The following is a 15307-nucleotide window of genomic DNA, read 5'->3' as shown; positions in this document are numbered from 1 at the left end:
ACGAAGGCGATCGAGCGCTACGGGGCCGGCAGCTCCGCCAGCTCCGCGACGGCCTGACGATGGCTGCCCGCCGTGCCGTACGCGATCGAGTCGGCCTTGGCGCGCTTCAGATACAGGTGCGCGGGGTGTTCCCAGGTCATGCCGATCCCGCCGTGCAGCTGGACGCACTCCTCGGCGGCGTGGACCGCGACGCCCGAGCAGTACGCCTGGGCCACCGCGACCGCGAGCGGGGCGTCGGGGCTGTCGGTGGCCAGCGCGTCGGCGGCGTTCCGGGCGGCGGCGCGGGCCGATACCACCTCCAGCCAGAGCTGCGCCATCCGGTGCTTGAGCGACTGGAACGAGCCGACCGGCCGGTTGAACTGGTGGCGTTCGCGGGTGTACCGCACGGCCTCGGTCAGGCACCACTCGGCGAGGCCGAGCTGTTCGGAGGCGAGCAGTCCGGCTCCGGCGAGCAGTCCGCGCCGTACGGCGCCGTCGCTCGCCTCCGCGTCGGCGAGCAGGGTCCCGGCCGCCCCGGTCAGGGTGACGGCGGCGAGCGGGCGAGTCAGGTCGAGCGGGACGAGCGCGTCCACGGTGACGCCGGGGCCCGAGGCCTCGACCGCGTACAGGCCCTCGGCGGTCGGCACCAGCAGCACGTCGGCCACCGCCGCGTCGGCGACGCCGCGCACGGTCCCGTCCAGCGACGTGAGGGCCGCGTCGGCCCCGGCGGGCGGGGTCGCGAAGGGCACGGCGAGCACGGCCGTACGCTCGCCCGAGGCCAGCTCGCGCAGGAGCGCGGCGGCCGGTCCGTCCTCCCCGCCCAGCGCGAGCAGGGTCTCGGTGGCCACGACGGAGCTGGTCAGGTACGGGGCGGGGGCGACGCTGCGGCCCAGCTCCTCCAGGACCACGGCGGCCTCGCGGTGGGACGCCCCCTGGCCGCCGAGCTTCTCCGGCACGAGGAGTCCGGCCGCGCCGATGCCGCCGGCGAGCGAGGCCCACAGCCGCGGGTCGTACGGCGTGTCGGACTCGGTCGCGGCGATCACCGTCGGCGCGTCGGCCCGGTCGGCGAGGAGGGCGCGTACGGCGGAGCGCAGGTCCTCCTCGTCCCGCGAGTAGAGCAGGTCGGGGGTGGCGGGGGGCTGGGTGGGCGCGGTCATCGGCTCAGGTCCTTCCAGGCGACGTCCTTGTCGTTGCGGGGTTCGGAGGGCAGGCCGAGGACGCGCTCGGCCACGATGTTCAGCAGGACCTCGCTGGTGCCGCCCTCGATGGAGTTGCCCTTGGAGCGCAGATAGCGGTAGCCGGCGTCCCGTCCGGTGAAGTCGACCAGCTCGGGACGGCTCATGGTCCAGTCGCCGTACAACAGGCCTTCGTCGCCGAGCAGTTCGACTTCCAGGCCGCTGATCTCCTGGTTGAGCCGGGCGAAGGCGAGCTTCATGCCCGAGCCCTCGGGGCCGGGCTGTCCGGCGACGAGCTGCTGGCGCAGCCGCTCGCCGGTGAGCCGGGCGACCTCGGCCTCCACCCAGAGAGCCAACAGGCGCTGGTGGGTGTCGGGGGTGCGCAGTCCGGGGCGTTCGCGCCAGGTCGTCGAGACCGGGCCGATCATGCCGCCCTCGCGCGGGATGCGGGAGCCGCCGATGGAGACGCGCTCGTTCATCAGCGTGGTCTGGGCGACCTTCCAGCCCTCGCCGACGGGGCCGAGGCGATGACTGTCGGGAATGCGGACGCCGGTGAGGAAGACCTCGTTGAACTCGGCCTCCCCGGTGATCTGGCGCAGCGGCCGGACCTCGACGCCGGGGTCGGTCATGTCGCAGATGAAGTAGCTGATGCCCCGGTGCTTGGGCAGGTCCGGGTCGGTGCGGGCGATGAGGATCGCCCAACGGGCCAGGTGGGCGCTGGACGTCCAGACCTTCTGGCCGTCGACGATCCAGTCTCCGGCCTCGTCCTGGACGGCCCGGGTGGCGAGGGCCGCGAGGTCGGATCCGGCACCGGGTTCGCTGAACAGCTGGCACCAGACCTCCTCACCCACCCACAGCGGGCGCAGGAAGCGCTGCTTCTGCTCGTCGGTGCCGAAGCCGAGGACGGTGGGCGCGGCCATGCCGAGGCCGATGCCGATGCGGCGCGGGTCGTTGTCGGGCGCGTCGGCGGCGGCGAGTTCGGCGTCGACGGCCTGCTGGAGGGAGCGGGGCGCGTCGAGTCCGCCGAGGCCCACCGGGTAGTGGACCCAGGCGAGGCCGGCGTCGAAGCGGGCCTTGAGGAACTCGGTGCGGCCGGTGGTGGCGGGCGGGTGCGCGGCGAGCAGCTCGCGGGTGCGGCGGCGGACCTCGGCGGCGTCGACTGCGGGGCTCATCGGGCGCCTCCGGGCAGGACGACGATGCGGCCGGTGCTGGTGCCGTCGGCGACGCGCTGGACGGCGTCGGCCGCCCCGGCCATCGCGACACGCTCACTGACCAGGGGTTTGACGATGCCTTGCTCGGCCAGCTCGGTCAGCTCGTCGTGGCAGGCGCGGACGGCCGCCGGGTCCTTGGTGTTGTAGAGGCCCCAGTGCAGTCCGACGACGGAGTAGTTCTTCACCAGGGCGTGGTTGAGACCCGGGGTGGGGATGACGCCGCTGGCGAAGCCGACGACGAGGATGCGCCCCTCGAAGGCGATGCACTTGACGGACTTGGCGTACGCGTCGCCGCCGACCGGGTCGTAGACGACGTCCGCGCCGCGCCCCCCGGTGGCTTCCTTCACGGCGGCGACGATGTCCTCGCTCCGCCGGTCGACGACCAGGTCGCAGCCGAGCTCCCGGGCGACGGCGGCCTTCTCCGGGCCGCCGACGACGCCGATGACCTTCGCGCCCGCCGCCCTGCCGAGCTGGACGGCCGCGCTGCCGACGCCGCCGGCCGCCGCGTGGACGAGGAGGGTCTCGCCGGGCTGGAGGCGGGCGCGGCGGTGCAGGCCGAACCAGCCCGTCTGGTAGCCGATGTGGAGAGCGGCGGCTTCGGCGTCGTCCAGTGCGTCGGGGGCGGGCAGCAGGGCCGCCTCGTCCGCGACGACGTGGTCGGCGAAACCGCCGTGCGGCAGGGCCGGGGTGGCGAGGACCCGCCGGCCGTCCTCGGTCGTGCCGCACACCTCGACGCCCGGGGTGAACGGCAGCGGCGGCCGCACCTGGTACTGGCCGCGGCAGAGCAGGGCGTCGGGGAAGTTGACGTTCGCCGCGCGGACCTCGACGAGCACCTGCCCGTCGCCGGGCGTGGGCCGGTCCGTCTCCTCCAGCCGCATCACCTCGCCCGGCTCGCCGTTCCGGTGCACTCGCCATGCCTGCATGAGGGGCCTCCACAACACTGTCGGCGTCAACCGCTGCCGCGGTCGGCATTCCACTGCTCGCGACCACTGCTCGCGCTACCACTGCTGCGCCGCATACTAAGCGGTCGCTTGCCGATCTGGGAACACCCGGCCCGCACCCCATGGGCCTCAGCCGCGCTTCGGCTTCGCCCTCACGTGCATGCGCTCGCCCTGCGGGCCGAACAGGCTGAGGAACTCCACCGTCTCGTCCTCGGCCGGGCCGAACCAGTGCGGCAGCCGGGTGTCGAACTCGGCGGCCTCCCCCGGCTCCAGCACCAGATCGTGTTCGGCGAGCAGCAGCCGCAGCTTTCCGGAGAGCACGAACAGCCACTCGTACCCCTCGTGGGTGCGCTGCTCCTGCGGGCCGCCGCTGCCGGGCTCCTGGATCAGTTTGTAGGCCTGGAGGCCGCCCGGCCTGGCGGTCAGCGGCAGCATGGTACGGCCGTGCTGCACGATCGGCTTGGCCCGCACCCGGGGATCGCCGACCGGCGTGGCGCCCACGAGGTCGTCGAGCGGCACCTCGTGGGCGCGGGCGATCGGCAGCATCAGTTCGAGGCTGGGGCGACGGCCGCCGGACTCCAGCCGGGAGAGCGTGGAGACGGAGATGCCGGTGGCGGCCGAGAGTGCGGCGAGGGTGACTCCGCGGTCCTTGCGCAGTCGGCGCAGGCGGGGGCCGACCCCGGAGAGGACGGTCTCCAGTTCCGGGTCGTCCCGGTCGTGTTCCTTCATGCGGCCATTGCAGAATCGGCAAGCCGGTTTGTCAATACGGTCAGTGAGCGAAGACCTCGAAGGCGACCGCCGGCCGGCCGCCGAACTGCTCGGCGGCGGCCTCCACCATGCCCGTCAGGAAGGTCCGGCAGTACCGCTCCGGATCCTCCTGGGTCAGCGCCTCGATGTACGTGCGGTGTTCCAGCAGCGACCGGACGGAGCGTTCGAGACCGGCCGTCGCATCGACCGCGTGGGTGGGCCGGTCGCTGCCCGCCACCGCGGTCCAGCGCACCCCGTCCCACGGCTGGAGCCCCCGCTCGCCGAGTTCCGGGAAGATCCAGCGGTTGCCCGCGTCGGCGACGGCGTCCAGCGTGGCGCGCCCGACCGCGCGGTGGTCGGGGGTGTTCCAGGCGACCTGGCCCCAGGTGTCCCGGTGGTTGAGGGTGACCACCAGCTCTGGGCGGTGGCGGCGGATGGCCGCGGCGATGTCGCGGCGCAGCCCGGTGCCGTACTCGATCACCCCGTCGCGGTGGTCCAGGAACTCCACGGTCCGCACGCCGACGACGGCGGCGCTCGCCCGCTGCTCCCGCTCGCGCACCGGGGCGCACTCCTCGGGCGGCAGGGTGTCGATCCCGGCCTCGCCGCGGCTGGCGAGGAGGTAGACGACCTCGCGGCCGCCGTCGGTCCACTCGGCCACGGCGGCGGCCGCCCCGTACTCCAGGTCGTCGGGGTGGGCGACCACGGCCAGGGCGCGCTGCCAGTCGACGGGCATGGGTTCGAGTCGCTGCGACGTCATACCGGCAGGCTACCCACGTACAGTCATGGCGGCAGGCTGTCCGCGTACGGTCATAGCGGCCGAAGCGCGGGGCTTGACCGGCCGGGGCCCGTCGGCCGCCCCCGGCATGCGAGGCTGGAGCCCGGTGGCGACCGCCGCGAACGCGGCCCGACCCGGCCTGTCCGAGTCGGGTGGAAGGGACCTCCTCCCACCCGCCGCCCCGGCGAACGAAAGGAAACCCGCCCGTGCCCAGCCCCGCATCCCTCTCCCCCGCCCAGGCCGCAGCCCGTCTGGAGGAGTTCACCGTCATCGACGTACGGGCTCCGGGCGAGTACGCCGCCGGGCACGTCCCCGGCGCCCTGAACATCCCGCTCGACAAGCTGCCGGCCGCGCTGCCCGCGCTCAAGTCCGCCTCCGCCCGCGGTTCCCTGCTGGTGGTGTGCGCTTCCGGGGTCCGGTCCACGCGGGCCTGCGAGATCCTCGCGGGCGCGGACATCGAGGCTGTGACGCTGACCGGTGGGACGTCGGCGTGGGAGGGCGACGGCCGGGGCCTGGACCGGCCCGAGGGTGCGCGCACCACCTGGCCCATGGAGCGTCAGGTACGGCTCGCGGCGGGCTCGCTCGTGGTGGCGGGGCTCGTGGCGGGTATCCGCTTCCCGGCGGCGCGCTGGCTGTCGGCGGGCATCGGCACGGGCCTGGTGTACTCGGCGGTCAGCAACACCTGCGGGATGGCCGCGGCCCTCTCGAAGCTGCCGTACAACCGGGCCCCGCGGGCCACCGGCGACCTGCACGCCACGCTGGAGGAGCTGCAGCGCTGATCCGGCGGGGCCGGCCGGCCCGCGACCGGCCGGCCCCGGGGCGGGCGCGGAGACCGGTGCCGGCCCCGGGGCGGGCGCACGGACCCGGCCGGTCAGGCCTCGTCGCGCACCAGCGCCAGCAGCCGGTCCAGGACCCGGGGACCGCCGGCGCGCAGCCCGTCGTGCTCGTACTCGTTCGTCACCCAGGTCCGCAGCCCCCGGATCGCCGCCGCCGTGCGCAGCGAGTCCTCGGTGTCGACGTACATGTCGTCGTGGTAGACGGCCGCCGCGACCGGGACCTCGTTGGCGGCGAGCCGCTCGGGGTCGTAGAGCACGGGCCAGTCGGTGCGCCGGGCGAGCAGTTCGGCGGTCTCGCGCAGTGGGCGCAGCGCCGGGTCGACGTCGAAGTGCCAGGGGTGGATGGTCTCGCCCGTGAAGAGGACGGGGCCGTCGCCCGCCAGTGCCGCCGCCGCGTCGAACTGCGGGAACTCGGCCCGTACGCGTGTCGCGGCCCAGGCCGTGGCGCGCTCGCCCTGCCCGTAGATGGCCTCGTGCAGCAGGGCGTACAGCGGGTGTCCGGCAAAGGAGGCGGCGGTGCGCATCGCTTCCTGGAAGGCGTCGGAGAGTTCGGTGCCGTGCGGGGTGCGGACGAAGGCGTTCTCCAGCAGGTAGTGGAGCTGGTGGCTGCCGCTGCCGGAGCCGAGCATGATGCCGAGGGACTGGAAGCCCTCGGGCGTCAGCCGGTGCCCGGCGCTCTCGGGCCGGTGTTCGGCGAGGTACGCGGCGATGGCGCGGGCACGCTCGACGTCCTGGGGGTAGCGGGCGTAGTGAGCGGCGACCTTCCGTTCGATGCGCGGGTACGCGGCCCGGTAGACGTCGTCCGCGTGCGCGTCCAGCGAGGGCAGTCCGCCGGTGATGAGGACCGCCGCGAGGCCCTCGGGCGCCGAGGACAGATAGCGGACGGCGCAGAAGCCGCCGAAGGACTGGCCCAGGACCGTCCAGGGCGCTCCGCCGGTGAGCTGCGGCCGGATCAGTTCGCAGTCGCGGACGATGGAGTCGGAACGGAAGTGGGCGAGGTAGTCGGCCTGCTCGCGCGGGCCGCCGCGCACCGGGAGGGTCTGCCGGTTGGCCGGGGTGGAGAGTCCGGTCCCGCGCTGGTCGAGGAGGAGCACCCGGTGGTCGCGCAGGGCCCGGCCGAGCCAGGCCTCGGTGCCGACGAAGCGGCGCGCGCCGAAGCCGGGGCCGCCCTCCAGGTAGACCAGCCAGGGCAGTTCCTCACCGGCCCGGGAAGCGGCGACCGCTTCCCGGCCGTAGACCTCGATCTGCTCGCCGCCGGGGTCGCTGTGGTCGAGGGGCACGGTGAAGCGCCGGTCGGTGAGGACGACGCCGGGCTGCCGGTAACTGCTCACGGGGAACTCCTGAATCCGGGGTGCGGGCTGATCCGGGCGAAAGGGCCAGTTCAGCACATGCCCTCCCCGCGAACGGCCGAGGGGCCCGTGCCCCGGACGGTCCCGGCCCGTGTGCGCGGCGGCCGGGTCACTCCTACCGTGCAGGCATGATCCGGTTCGAAGAGGTCGGCAAGGTCTATCCGGACGGGACGACGGCGGTCGACGGGCTGTCCTTCGAGGTGGCGGAGGGCGAGCTGGTGACCCTGGTGGGGCCTTCCGGCTGCGGCAAGACGACCACGATGATGATGGTGAACCGGCTGATCGAGCCGACCTCGGGCCGGATCCTGGTGGGCGGTGAGGACGTCGCCGGGATCGATCCGGTGAAGCTGCGCCGCCGGATCGGCTACGTGATCCAGCAGGTGGGCCTCTTCCCGCACCGAACCGTCCTGGACAACACCGCGACCGTGCCGGCGCTGGTCGGCTGGAAGCGCGCACGGGCCCGGGAGCGGGCGGCGGAGCTGCTGGACCTGGTGGGCCTGGACCCGAAGACGTACGGATCGCGCTATCCGGCGCAGCTCTCCGGCGGCCAGCGCCAGCGGGTGGGCGTGGCGCGGGCGCTCGCGGCGGATCCGCCGGTGCTGCTGATGGACGAGCCGTTCGGGGCGGTGGACCCGGTGGTGCGGGAGCGGCTGCGACACGAGTTCCTGGCCCTCCAGCAGCGGGTGCGCAAGACGGTCCTCCTGGTGACGCACGACATCGAGGAGGCGGTGCGGATGGGCGACCGGATCGCGGTGTACGGGGCGGGGAGCATCGAGCAGTTCGACACCCCGGCCGCCGTGCTCGGCACCCCGGCGACCCCGTACGTGGCCCGGTTCGTGGGCTCCGACCGGGGGCTGAAGCGGCTGTCGGTCACCGCTATCGAGCCGGAGGACCTGGAGGAGCCGCCGGTGGCCCTGCTGGAGGAGCCCGCCCGGGAGGTGGCGGCCCGGCTGGTTGCGGCGGGGGCCCGGTGGGCGGTGGTGCTGAACGGCGGGGGCGAGCTGCACGGCTGGGTGTCGGCGGACGCGCTGCGGTCGGCCGGGGAAGGGGCGACGGTGGAGGGTCTGGCCCGCCGGATGGACGCGTGGGTCCCGGTGGGCGCCCCGCTGAAGCAGGCGTTCAGCGAGATGCTCCAGCACGACGCGGGGTGGGTGGCGGTGCTGGACGGGACCCGGTTCCTCGGGGTCCTCACGCCGGCGAAGCTGCACGAGGCGCTGCGCCGGTCGGTGGACGCCGACGCCCAGGGGGTGGGCCGCGAGGAGGTGGAGTTCGACTCCGTGGCGGACGCGTAGGGGACGACCCGCCCCCCCTTGCCCGCGTTACACATGACCCGCGTGCGCAGTCATTGTTCACGCTCAGTAACCGTCGTACGCCGAAGACTCCGGCGGCGACGCGCACCGCTACCCGTACACCGCTCCACCGGAAGGCCGTCCCAGGTCCACCGCCACCACCGTCACGCTCGACAGCGGCGTGACCGTCTCCGTCCCCGATCAGCGACCGCGGTGGTAGCTGCTGCCGTCCCGGGGCCGGACCAACAGCCCTGCGACGACCAGATAGCGGCGCAGCGCGGAGCAGTCCTCGTGGACGGTGAGCAGCGCCTCGTTCACCTCGCGCTCGGTGTAGGAGCGCTCCCGCTCGAACAGCGTGTCGGCGAGGTGCACGAGCAGCTGTTCCCGCCGGGCTTCCTTGCGTGGGATCGCGACCAGGCGCCCGTGCGAGAAGAGCGACTCCACCGGGTGCGTACGAGGGGTCCGCGACAGCGGCGGGAGACTCTCTTCGAGAGGCGTGGTGGGCATGACCGGAAGCGTCGCAGGCTTCCCGAGGACGGGCAACGCGTTTTCCGCGTTGCCCGTCCTCGCGTTGTCAGATGCACGTTGACAGACGCACGTTGACAGACCTGTACCGCCCGGGTTGTGATGGGACACGTGCAGCGTGACGTCGGCCAAAGAGATCTGGGCCGGCCGGCGGTCAAGCCAGCACCTTCTTCCAGGGATTGACGTCATGAGCTCACTCATCGCCCCCTGCCTCTGAGCATCACCGCCCCTGAACACTCCGCCGCGGGCACTCCGCGACGCCGGGCCCTCGTATGCCCGCATTCCTTCCAGGAGACCCAGACCTCCATGCCCCATGCCTTTCAGCAGTCCGTCATCACCGAGTTCCGCGCCGACGCGGGGAAGGTCGGCGGCCCCTTCGAGGGCTCCGATCTCCTCCTGCTCACCACCACCGGCGCCCGCTCGGGGAAGCCGCACACCACGCCGCTCGGATACGTACGCGACGGCCGTCGGCTCCTCGTCGTCGCCTCCAGCCTCGGCGCACCGCTCGACCCCGACTGGTACCGCAATCTCCTCGCCCATCCCACCGTCCGGGTCGAGCTGGGGGCCGAGGAGTTCCAGACCCTCGCCGTGCCGGCCGAGGGAAAGCGGCGCGACGAACTCTTCGCCCGGGTGGTGGCCGAAGCGCCCGGCTACGCGGAGTACCAGGACACGACCGACCGGGTGCTGCCGGTCGTGGTCCTCGAACTCCCCGATCCCGATGTGACGTCCCCCGCGATCACCTCCCTCGCCGGCAAGCTCGTGGAGGTGCACACCTGGCTGCGCGCCCAACTGCTCCACGTACACGCGGAGACCGAGGCGCACTTCGCCGCGCGGGCCGCCCACCAGGGGGCCGGGGAAGTGCCCGCGGCACCTCTCGGGCTGCAGATCCGGCAGCGCTGCCTGGCGTTCTGCCAGGCGCTGGAGTTCCATCACACGGCCGAGGACAGCCATATGTTCCCCACGATGGAGGGCTACCACCCCCACCTGATGGACGTCTTCGACCGGCTGCGGGAGGAGCACCACCGCATCGGGGAGCTCCAGTCGGCGCTCGCCGCCCTGCTGGCCGATGTCGCCATCGCGGAGCCGGACCGCTTCCGCGCCGAACTGACCCGGATGACCGAGGAGCTGACGGCCCACCTCGACTACGAGGAGGAGCAGATCCTGCCGCTCCTGGCCGATGTTCCCTGGCCCCCGGCGGCGCCGGCCGCGACCGCCTCCTGAGGTCGGGGACCTCTCAGTCCTTCGGGAGGAGCTTCTTCGACTCCAGGTAGGTGCGCGCGACGTCCTCGGGCAGCCTGCGCCAGCTGTCGACCTGTTCGTTCATCGATGCCAGGTCGGTGGTGGTCAGTACGGTGTTGAGCCGGTCGAGGGCGTCGCGCACCCCGGTGCTCCCGGCGCGGGCGCGGTTGACGACGGGGACCACGTGGTCCGCGTTCTGGAGGTTCTCGTCGTCCTCCAGCAGGACCAGGCCGAACTGGTCCAGCGTGGCGTCGGTCGTGGTGGTCAGCACCATCTGGTCCTGACCGTTCTGCACCGCCTGCTTCGCCTGGGTGGTGCCGACGCCCTTCGGGTCGACGGCGACGATGTCGATGCCGTACGTCTCGCGCAGGCCGGGGGCGCAGTAGGGCCGCTGGACGCATTCGTCGCCCGCCGCCAGCCGTACGGGAAGCTTCGCGGCGCCGACGTCGCTGAGGGTCTTCAGGCCGTGCTTCTTCGCGTACGCGGCGGTGACCGCGAAGGCGTTCTGGTCAACGGCCCGGCCCGGGTCGAGCACGGTCAGCCCGCGCGGGGCGGCCAGCGCCCGGAGCGCCTTCATGGTGGCGGCGAGGTCGGGCGATCCGACGGGGGCCGCGTCGGCGCCGTCGGCCTTGGCGTTCAGCCAGTCGGCGAAGGTCGCCGCGTATTCCGCGACGACGTCGATCTGGCCGTTCTCCAGGGCGGGTTCGTAGATCTCCCGGTTGGTGACGGAGATGATGCCGGCGGAGTATCCGGCGTTCTCCAGGAGCAGGGCGTACATCTGGGCGAGCAGGTCGCTCTCGGTGAATCCGGCCGAGCCGACGGTGAGTTCCCTGCTGTCGCCGGGCGGTGCGGTCACCTCGCCCTGGTTCTCCAGGCTGGGGCCCGTGGTGCAGGCGGTGGCGGCGAGGAGCAGCAGCGCGACGAGGCTCCGGCGGGCGCGGTTCACGCGGTCTCCGGTCCGCGCCGGGGCGCGAGGCGCTGCCCTGCCTCGAAGAGGCCTTCGACGAGGAGGGCGAAGACCGCCACGAGGATCGCTCCGGCCACCACCTGCGGGGTGGCGGCGAGGTTGAAGCCCGCGGTGATGATCCGGCCCAGGCCCCCGCCGCCGGCCAGCGCGGCGAGGGTGGCGGTGGCGACGAGCTGCACGGCGGCGATGCGCACGCCGGTGAGGATCAGCGGGAGCGCGAGCGGCAGTTCCACGCCCAGCAGCATCTGGCGGCCGGTCATGCCCATGCCCCGGGCGGCCCGGACGACGTCCCGGTCGACCTCGCGCATGCCGACGTAGGCGTTGGTGAGGAGCGGCGGCACGGCGAACAGCACGAGCGCGATGATCGTCGACCACTGGCCGTACGTCCCGATCGGTGTGAGCAGCAGCAGGACCAGCACGGCGAAGGTGGGCACGGCCCGGCCGATGTTGGAGAGGTTGACGGCGAGCGCGCCGCCCTTGCCGAGGTGGCCGAGGACGAGGGCGACGGGCAGCGCGATCAGGCAGCTGATGAGCAGGCAGACGACGGTGAGGAAGAGGTGTTCGCCGAGCCGGTTCCAGACGCCGTCGGGGCCGGACCAGTGGGCGGCGGTGGTGAGCCAGGACCAGGTGTCCGAAAGCGTGTTCACGGCCACCTCCCGTTCCGGAGCGTGTTCATGCCCGCCTCCGGGTCCAGGGCGTCAGCAGGCGGCCCGCTCCCAGGAGCAGCAGGTCGGCGGCGACGGCGATGACGACGCACAGGACGGAGGCGGTGAGCACCTGGGCCTTGAAGTACGTGTTCATGCCGGAGTAGATGAGGTTGCCGAGTCCGCCGTGGCCGACGACCGCCCCGACGGTGACCAGGGAGACCGCGGAGACGGTGGCGATGCGCAGCCCGGCCATCGCCGCGGGCAGGGCGAGCGGGAGTTCCACGGCGAGCACCAGGCGCAGCGGGCCGTACCCCATGCCGCGGGCGGCCTGCCGGGTCTCCTCGGGGACGGCCCGGAGCCCGGCCAGGATGTTGCGGACGAGCAGCGTCAGGGAGTAGAGGACGAGCCCCGCGATCACCAGCGCGGCGGAGAGTCCGTACAGCGGCAGCAGGAGCGAGAACATCGCCAGCGACGGGATCGTGTACAGGATCGTCGTCAGGCCGAGCACCGGCCCGGCCGCCCAGCGCCACCGGCGGGCCGCCAGGGCAGGCGGGACGGCGAGCACCACGGCGACGGCCACCGCGGCGGCCGTCAGCTGGAGATGCTGGAGCACCGCCTCCACGAGGATCTCGCGGCGGCTGGAGAGATAGGCGCCGCAGATCCACTCGTTGCGGGCGAGGCAGTCGTCCGGAGGCGCCATCACCTGTTCATTCGAGCGCGACAGCAGTGCCGTCGCAGGTCAGGGGCGGCCGTTCGGGGTGTTTGAGCGAGTGCTCACCGCTCTGGTGGCGTCCGGGCTCACAGGGGTTGAGCACTCATCCAAGCACTACGGCGGACTGTTCGGCTGGACCTTCGAGCCCGGCCCCTCGGACGGCGGCGGCTTCGCGATCACGGCCCCCGGGACTCCGGGCGGTGGGCACGGCGGCGACCTTGGCGCCGGGCCGTACGTGTTCTTCCGGGTCGACGGCCTGGGCGCTGCCGTGTCCAAGGTCCGTGAGCTCGGCGGCACGGTGGACGAGGAGTGCCTCAGGGCCGACGACGAGGAGTCGGCCGCCCGGTTCGGGCGCTCGCGGTTCTGCCGTGACGACCAGGGTTCCTCGTTCGGCCTGCACGAGCCGCCGGCAGCCGCCCGACGCGCACGAGTCACCGCACACGTACCCGTACAGCGCGAACAGGAGCTTTCGGCACACGTGCGGACGCGGGAGCGCGATCGGAAGCGAAAGCGGAACGTCCTGGGCCGTGCGAGCAACCCTCCATGCCCTGCTGCCGTCTTGATCCATGACAGGACGGTTCGCCGCGTGTGACGAGCGGCGTCCAACCCCCACATGATCCGGGCCGGTACGACCGGGGCGACTATTCCCTCCGTGTATACACAGAGGGAATAGTCGCCCCGGTGCGGGCCCGGCAGCGCGCGGAAGGCACCCATGCAGACCAAGGCACTGGCGCCCGAGTACCAGGGAGCTCTCACCAAGATGTCGGTGAACGCCTCCCTCACCGACGTACTCGCCGAGGGAGTACGCCACCTGAGGCAGGCCGAGCTCTCCGGATCGCAGGAGGAGGTGGCGCGTTCGGGCCTCGCCGTGGCCGAGGCGCACCGCAGGCTCGGGCAGGTGGCGGAGGCCGACCGGGCCTGGAAGGCCAGCTACCGGGCCGCGCGGTCGGCCGGGAACACCGGGGCGATGGCCTGGGCGCTGTGGAGCGGCGGCACGCTGGCGCGGCAGCGCGGCGCGCTGCGGCTCGCGTTCCGGCTGCTGGGCCTCGCCGCCGAGCTGGGGAAGCAGGGCGGCGACGTGGTCGCCCGCGGCTACTCCCTGGCCGGCCTCGCCGAGACCGGACGGATCCAGGGCGACTACGCCACCGTCGCGACGCTGCACGAACAACTGCTGGCCGAGGCCCGCGCCCGGGGCGAGGCCCGGCACACCGTCTGGGCGCTGGAGGGCATCGCGCAGATCCACCGCAACACCGGTTCGCTGGACACGGCGCTGGAGATGTTCGAGGAGGCGGCCGTCCTGGCGGGCGACGCTGACGACCGGCGGGGCCGGGCCTGGGCGCTGCGCGGCATCGCCGACATCGTTTCCCTCCGGGACGGGGCGACCGGGCGGGCACTCGGCCTGCTCTCGGAGGCCGAGGTCACCTGCCGTGAGATGAAGCTGTCCAGCGCCCTGGCGTACAACCACAAGATGCGGGCCAATGTGCTGTTCCGGGCCGGACGGTACGAGGAGGCCCGCGCGGTCTACGAGCAGGCGCTCGGCGAGTTCCGCGCGATGGACGAGCCCCGGGGCGAGGCGCTGTCCTCGCTCGGACTGGTCAAGGCGCGGGCCAGGCTCGGCCGGGACCGCGACGAGACCGCCGCCGAGCTGGACGAACTGCGTGGCAGACTCAGCCGGATCGGACTGCTGAACGCCCGGGAGATGGTCGAGAAGGCGTACGCCGAACTCGGCGTGGAACAGGCCGTGGCGGCCGGGGGGGACGAGCGCCGATGACGCTCTCCACGACCCGACGGGCGAGTGCGCCGCAGATACTGGACCGGTGCCGCGAGCTCGTGCGCCCGGCCCTGGTGCGGTCGGTCGGACGGCTGCACCCCTGGCACGCGGAGACGGCGGCCTTCTCGCTCGGCTGGAGCGGGACCGGCGGCGAGCCGGTGCCCGGATCGCAGGGCAAGGGCGTCCGCCAGGCGCTCGCGGTGCTCGGCGCGGAGGCCGCGGGCGGCAGCGGGGCGGAGGCGGTGCCCGGCGCCGTCGCCGTCGAGCTGATCCACACCTTCTCGCTGATCCACGACGACATCATGGACGGGGACGAGACCCGTCGCCGCCGGCCGACGCTCTGGAAGGCGTACGGCACCGGCCCGGCGGTCCTCGCGGGGGACGCCCTGTTCGCGCTGGCCGTCTCCACGCTGGCGGAGGCTCCGGGGCCGGGTGGCCCCGCGGCGGTGCGGCAACTGGCGGGCGCGCTGGGCGATCTGGTGCACGGTCAGGCGCAGGACCTGCTGTTCGAGTCCCGGCCGTGGACCGGGCCCGGGGCGGTCCTGCCGCACGAGTACCGGTCGATGGCGACCCTCAAGACGGGCTCCCTGCTCGGTTGCGCGGCCGCCCTGGGCGCCGTGCTGGCGGGCGCCCCGGCGGGCACCGTCGAGGCGCTGGACCTGGCGGGGCGGCATGTGGGAGTGGCGTTCCAGGCGGTGGACGACCTGCTCGGGATCTGGGGCGATCCGCAGGTGACCGGCAAACCGGTGCACAGCGATCTGCGCCGGCTCAAGAAGACGTACCCGGTGCTCGCGGCCCTGTCCGCCGACCACCCGGCGGCCCGGCGGCTCGATGCGCTGCTCGCCTCCGCCGGACCGGTCGACGACCTGGCGGCGCGCCGTGCGGCCGAGCTGATCGACGAGGCCGGCGGGCGGCGGGCCACGATCGCCGAGGCGCAGGAGCACCTGGCCGCGGCCCGCGCCTGTCTGGACCGGGTGCCGCTGGCCGAGGAGGCGCGCGCGGATCTGCTGACGCTGGTCCCGTACCTCGTGGACCGCACCGGCTGACCCGGGGCCGCCCGCCGGAAAACGGCGGGCGGCCCCGATCCGTCCTCGGGCACGATGGGCTCCGCGAGGCGCTCCCCCCAGGGCGTTCGCCCGCGTAT

The 15307-nt window shown here is 73.5% G+C and carries 16 protein-coding genes; 6 read left to right on the top strand and 10 right to left on the bottom strand.

What is annotated here, in order from left to right:
• Positions 1-17: 17 nt before the first annotated feature.
• The 5 genes from IG90_RS0117600 to IG90_RS0117580 form a co-directional block, all read right to left on the bottom strand.
• Positions 18-1136 (bottom strand): acyl-CoA dehydrogenase family protein, encoded by a 1119-nt coding sequence (locus tag IG90_RS0117600; RefSeq protein WP_030584905.1) that lies wholly within the window; start codon positions 1134-1136, stop codon positions 18-20.
• On the bottom strand, positions 1133-2326 hold the full coding sequence (locus IG90_RS0117595) for an acyl-CoA dehydrogenase family protein (RefSeq protein WP_030584902.1): 1194 nt from the start codon (positions 2324-2326) through the stop codon (positions 1133-1135). The genes IG90_RS0117600 and IG90_RS0117595 overlap by 4 nt, the downstream gene beginning before the upstream one ends.
• Positions 2323-3288, bottom strand: a complete 966-nt coding sequence (locus tag IG90_RS0117590; protein ID WP_030584898.1) for an NADPH:quinone oxidoreductase family protein — start codon at positions 3286-3288, stop codon at positions 2323-2325. Before IG90_RS0117590 ends, IG90_RS0117595 begins: the two co-directional genes overlap by 4 nt.
• Before the next feature lie 147 nt (positions 3289-3435).
• Positions 3436-4035 (bottom strand): helix-turn-helix domain-containing protein, encoded by a 600-nt coding sequence (locus tag IG90_RS0117585; protein WP_030584895.1) that lies wholly within the window; start codon positions 4033-4035, stop codon positions 3436-3438.
• Positions 4036-4075: 40 nt separating this feature from the next.
• Positions 4076-4810: a PIG-L deacetylase family protein gene (locus IG90_RS0117580; protein ID WP_030584892.1), complete on the bottom strand. Its 735-nt coding sequence runs from the start codon at positions 4808-4810 to the stop codon at positions 4076-4078.
• Positions 4811-5034: 224 nt separating this feature from the next.
• On the opposite strand from IG90_RS0117580, the gene IG90_RS0117575 reads away from it, so the two are divergent.
• Positions 5035-5607 (top strand): rhodanese-like domain-containing protein, encoded by a 573-nt coding sequence (locus IG90_RS0117575; protein WP_030584889.1) that lies wholly within the window; start codon positions 5035-5037, stop codon positions 5605-5607.
• A gap of 92 nt (positions 5608-5699) precedes the next feature.
• Here IG90_RS0117575 and IG90_RS0117570 read toward each other — a convergent pair whose 3' ends face one another.
• On the bottom strand, positions 5700-6995 hold the full coding sequence (locus IG90_RS0117570; protein ID WP_030584886.1) for an alpha/beta fold hydrolase: 1296 nt from the start codon (positions 6993-6995) through the stop codon (positions 5700-5702).
• Positions 6996-7141: 146 nt separating this feature from the next.
• Between IG90_RS0117570 and IG90_RS0117565 the strand changes: the two genes are divergently transcribed.
• The gene (locus tag IG90_RS0117565) at positions 7142-8305 is read left to right on the top strand and encodes an ATP-binding cassette domain-containing protein (protein WP_030584884.1); all 1164 of its coding nucleotides are present in this window, start codon (positions 7142-7144) and stop codon (positions 8303-8305) included.
• Positions 8306-8503: 198 nt separating this feature from the next.
• On the opposite strand, the gene IG90_RS0117560 is transcribed toward IG90_RS0117565, so the two are convergent.
• Positions 8504-8809: a DUF2087 domain-containing protein gene (locus tag IG90_RS0117560; RefSeq protein ID WP_051860112.1), complete on the bottom strand. Its 306-nt coding sequence runs from the start codon at positions 8807-8809 to the stop codon at positions 8504-8506.
• A 324-nt stretch (positions 8810-9133) separates the two neighbouring features.
• Here IG90_RS0117560 and IG90_RS0117555 point away from each other — a divergent pair, with 324 nt between their 5' ends.
• On the top strand, positions 9134-10048 hold the full coding sequence (locus IG90_RS0117555; protein ID WP_030584878.1) for a nitroreductase/quinone reductase family protein: 915 nt from the start codon (positions 9134-9136) through the stop codon (positions 10046-10048).
• A 13-nt stretch (positions 10049-10061) separates the two neighbouring features.
• On the opposite strand, the gene IG90_RS0117550 is transcribed toward IG90_RS0117555, so the two are convergent.
• The 3 genes from IG90_RS0117550 to IG90_RS0117540 are packed head-to-tail and all read right to left on the bottom strand — an operon-like array spanning position 10062 to position 12383.
• Positions 10062-11012, bottom strand: a complete 951-nt coding sequence (locus IG90_RS0117550; RefSeq protein ID WP_030584875.1) for an ABC transporter substrate-binding protein — start codon at positions 11010-11012, stop codon at positions 10062-10064.
• Positions 11009-11680 (bottom strand): ABC transporter permease, encoded by a 672-nt coding sequence (locus tag IG90_RS0117545; RefSeq protein WP_030584872.1) that lies wholly within the window; start codon positions 11678-11680, stop codon positions 11009-11011. Before IG90_RS0117545 ends, IG90_RS0117550 begins: the two co-directional genes overlap by 4 nt.
• Before the next feature lie 25 nt (positions 11681-11705).
• Entirely contained in the window at positions 11706-12383 is a 678-nt protein-coding gene (locus IG90_RS0117540; RefSeq protein WP_030584869.1) for an ABC transporter permease, read from the bottom strand.
• A gap of 67 nt (positions 12384-12450) precedes the next feature.
• Between IG90_RS0117540 and IG90_RS0117535 the strand changes: the two genes are divergently transcribed.
• From IG90_RS0117535 to IG90_RS0117525, 3 genes are all read left to right on the top strand, one after another.
• A complete protein-coding gene (locus tag IG90_RS0117535; protein ID WP_063739486.1) occupies positions 12451-12984 on the top strand; it encodes a VOC family protein in 534 nt (177 codons plus the stop codon).
• Positions 12985-13104: 120 nt separating this feature from the next.
• Entirely contained in the window at positions 13105-14163 is a 1059-nt protein-coding gene (locus IG90_RS0117530; RefSeq protein WP_030584862.1) for a tetratricopeptide repeat protein, read from the top strand.
• Positions 14160-15209, top strand: a complete 1050-nt coding sequence (locus IG90_RS0117525) for a polyprenyl synthetase family protein (protein WP_030584859.1) — start codon at positions 14160-14162, stop codon at positions 15207-15209. Before IG90_RS0117530 ends, IG90_RS0117525 begins: the two co-directional genes overlap by 4 nt.
• Positions 15210-15307 lie beyond the last annotated feature (98 nt).

Source organism: Streptomyces anulatus (assembly GCF_000721175.1).
Taxonomy (GTDB): Bacteria; Actinomycetota; Actinomycetes; order Streptomycetales; family Streptomycetaceae; genus Streptomyces; species Streptomyces anulatus_C.
This window is presented reverse-complemented; position numbering and strand designations above follow the sequence as displayed.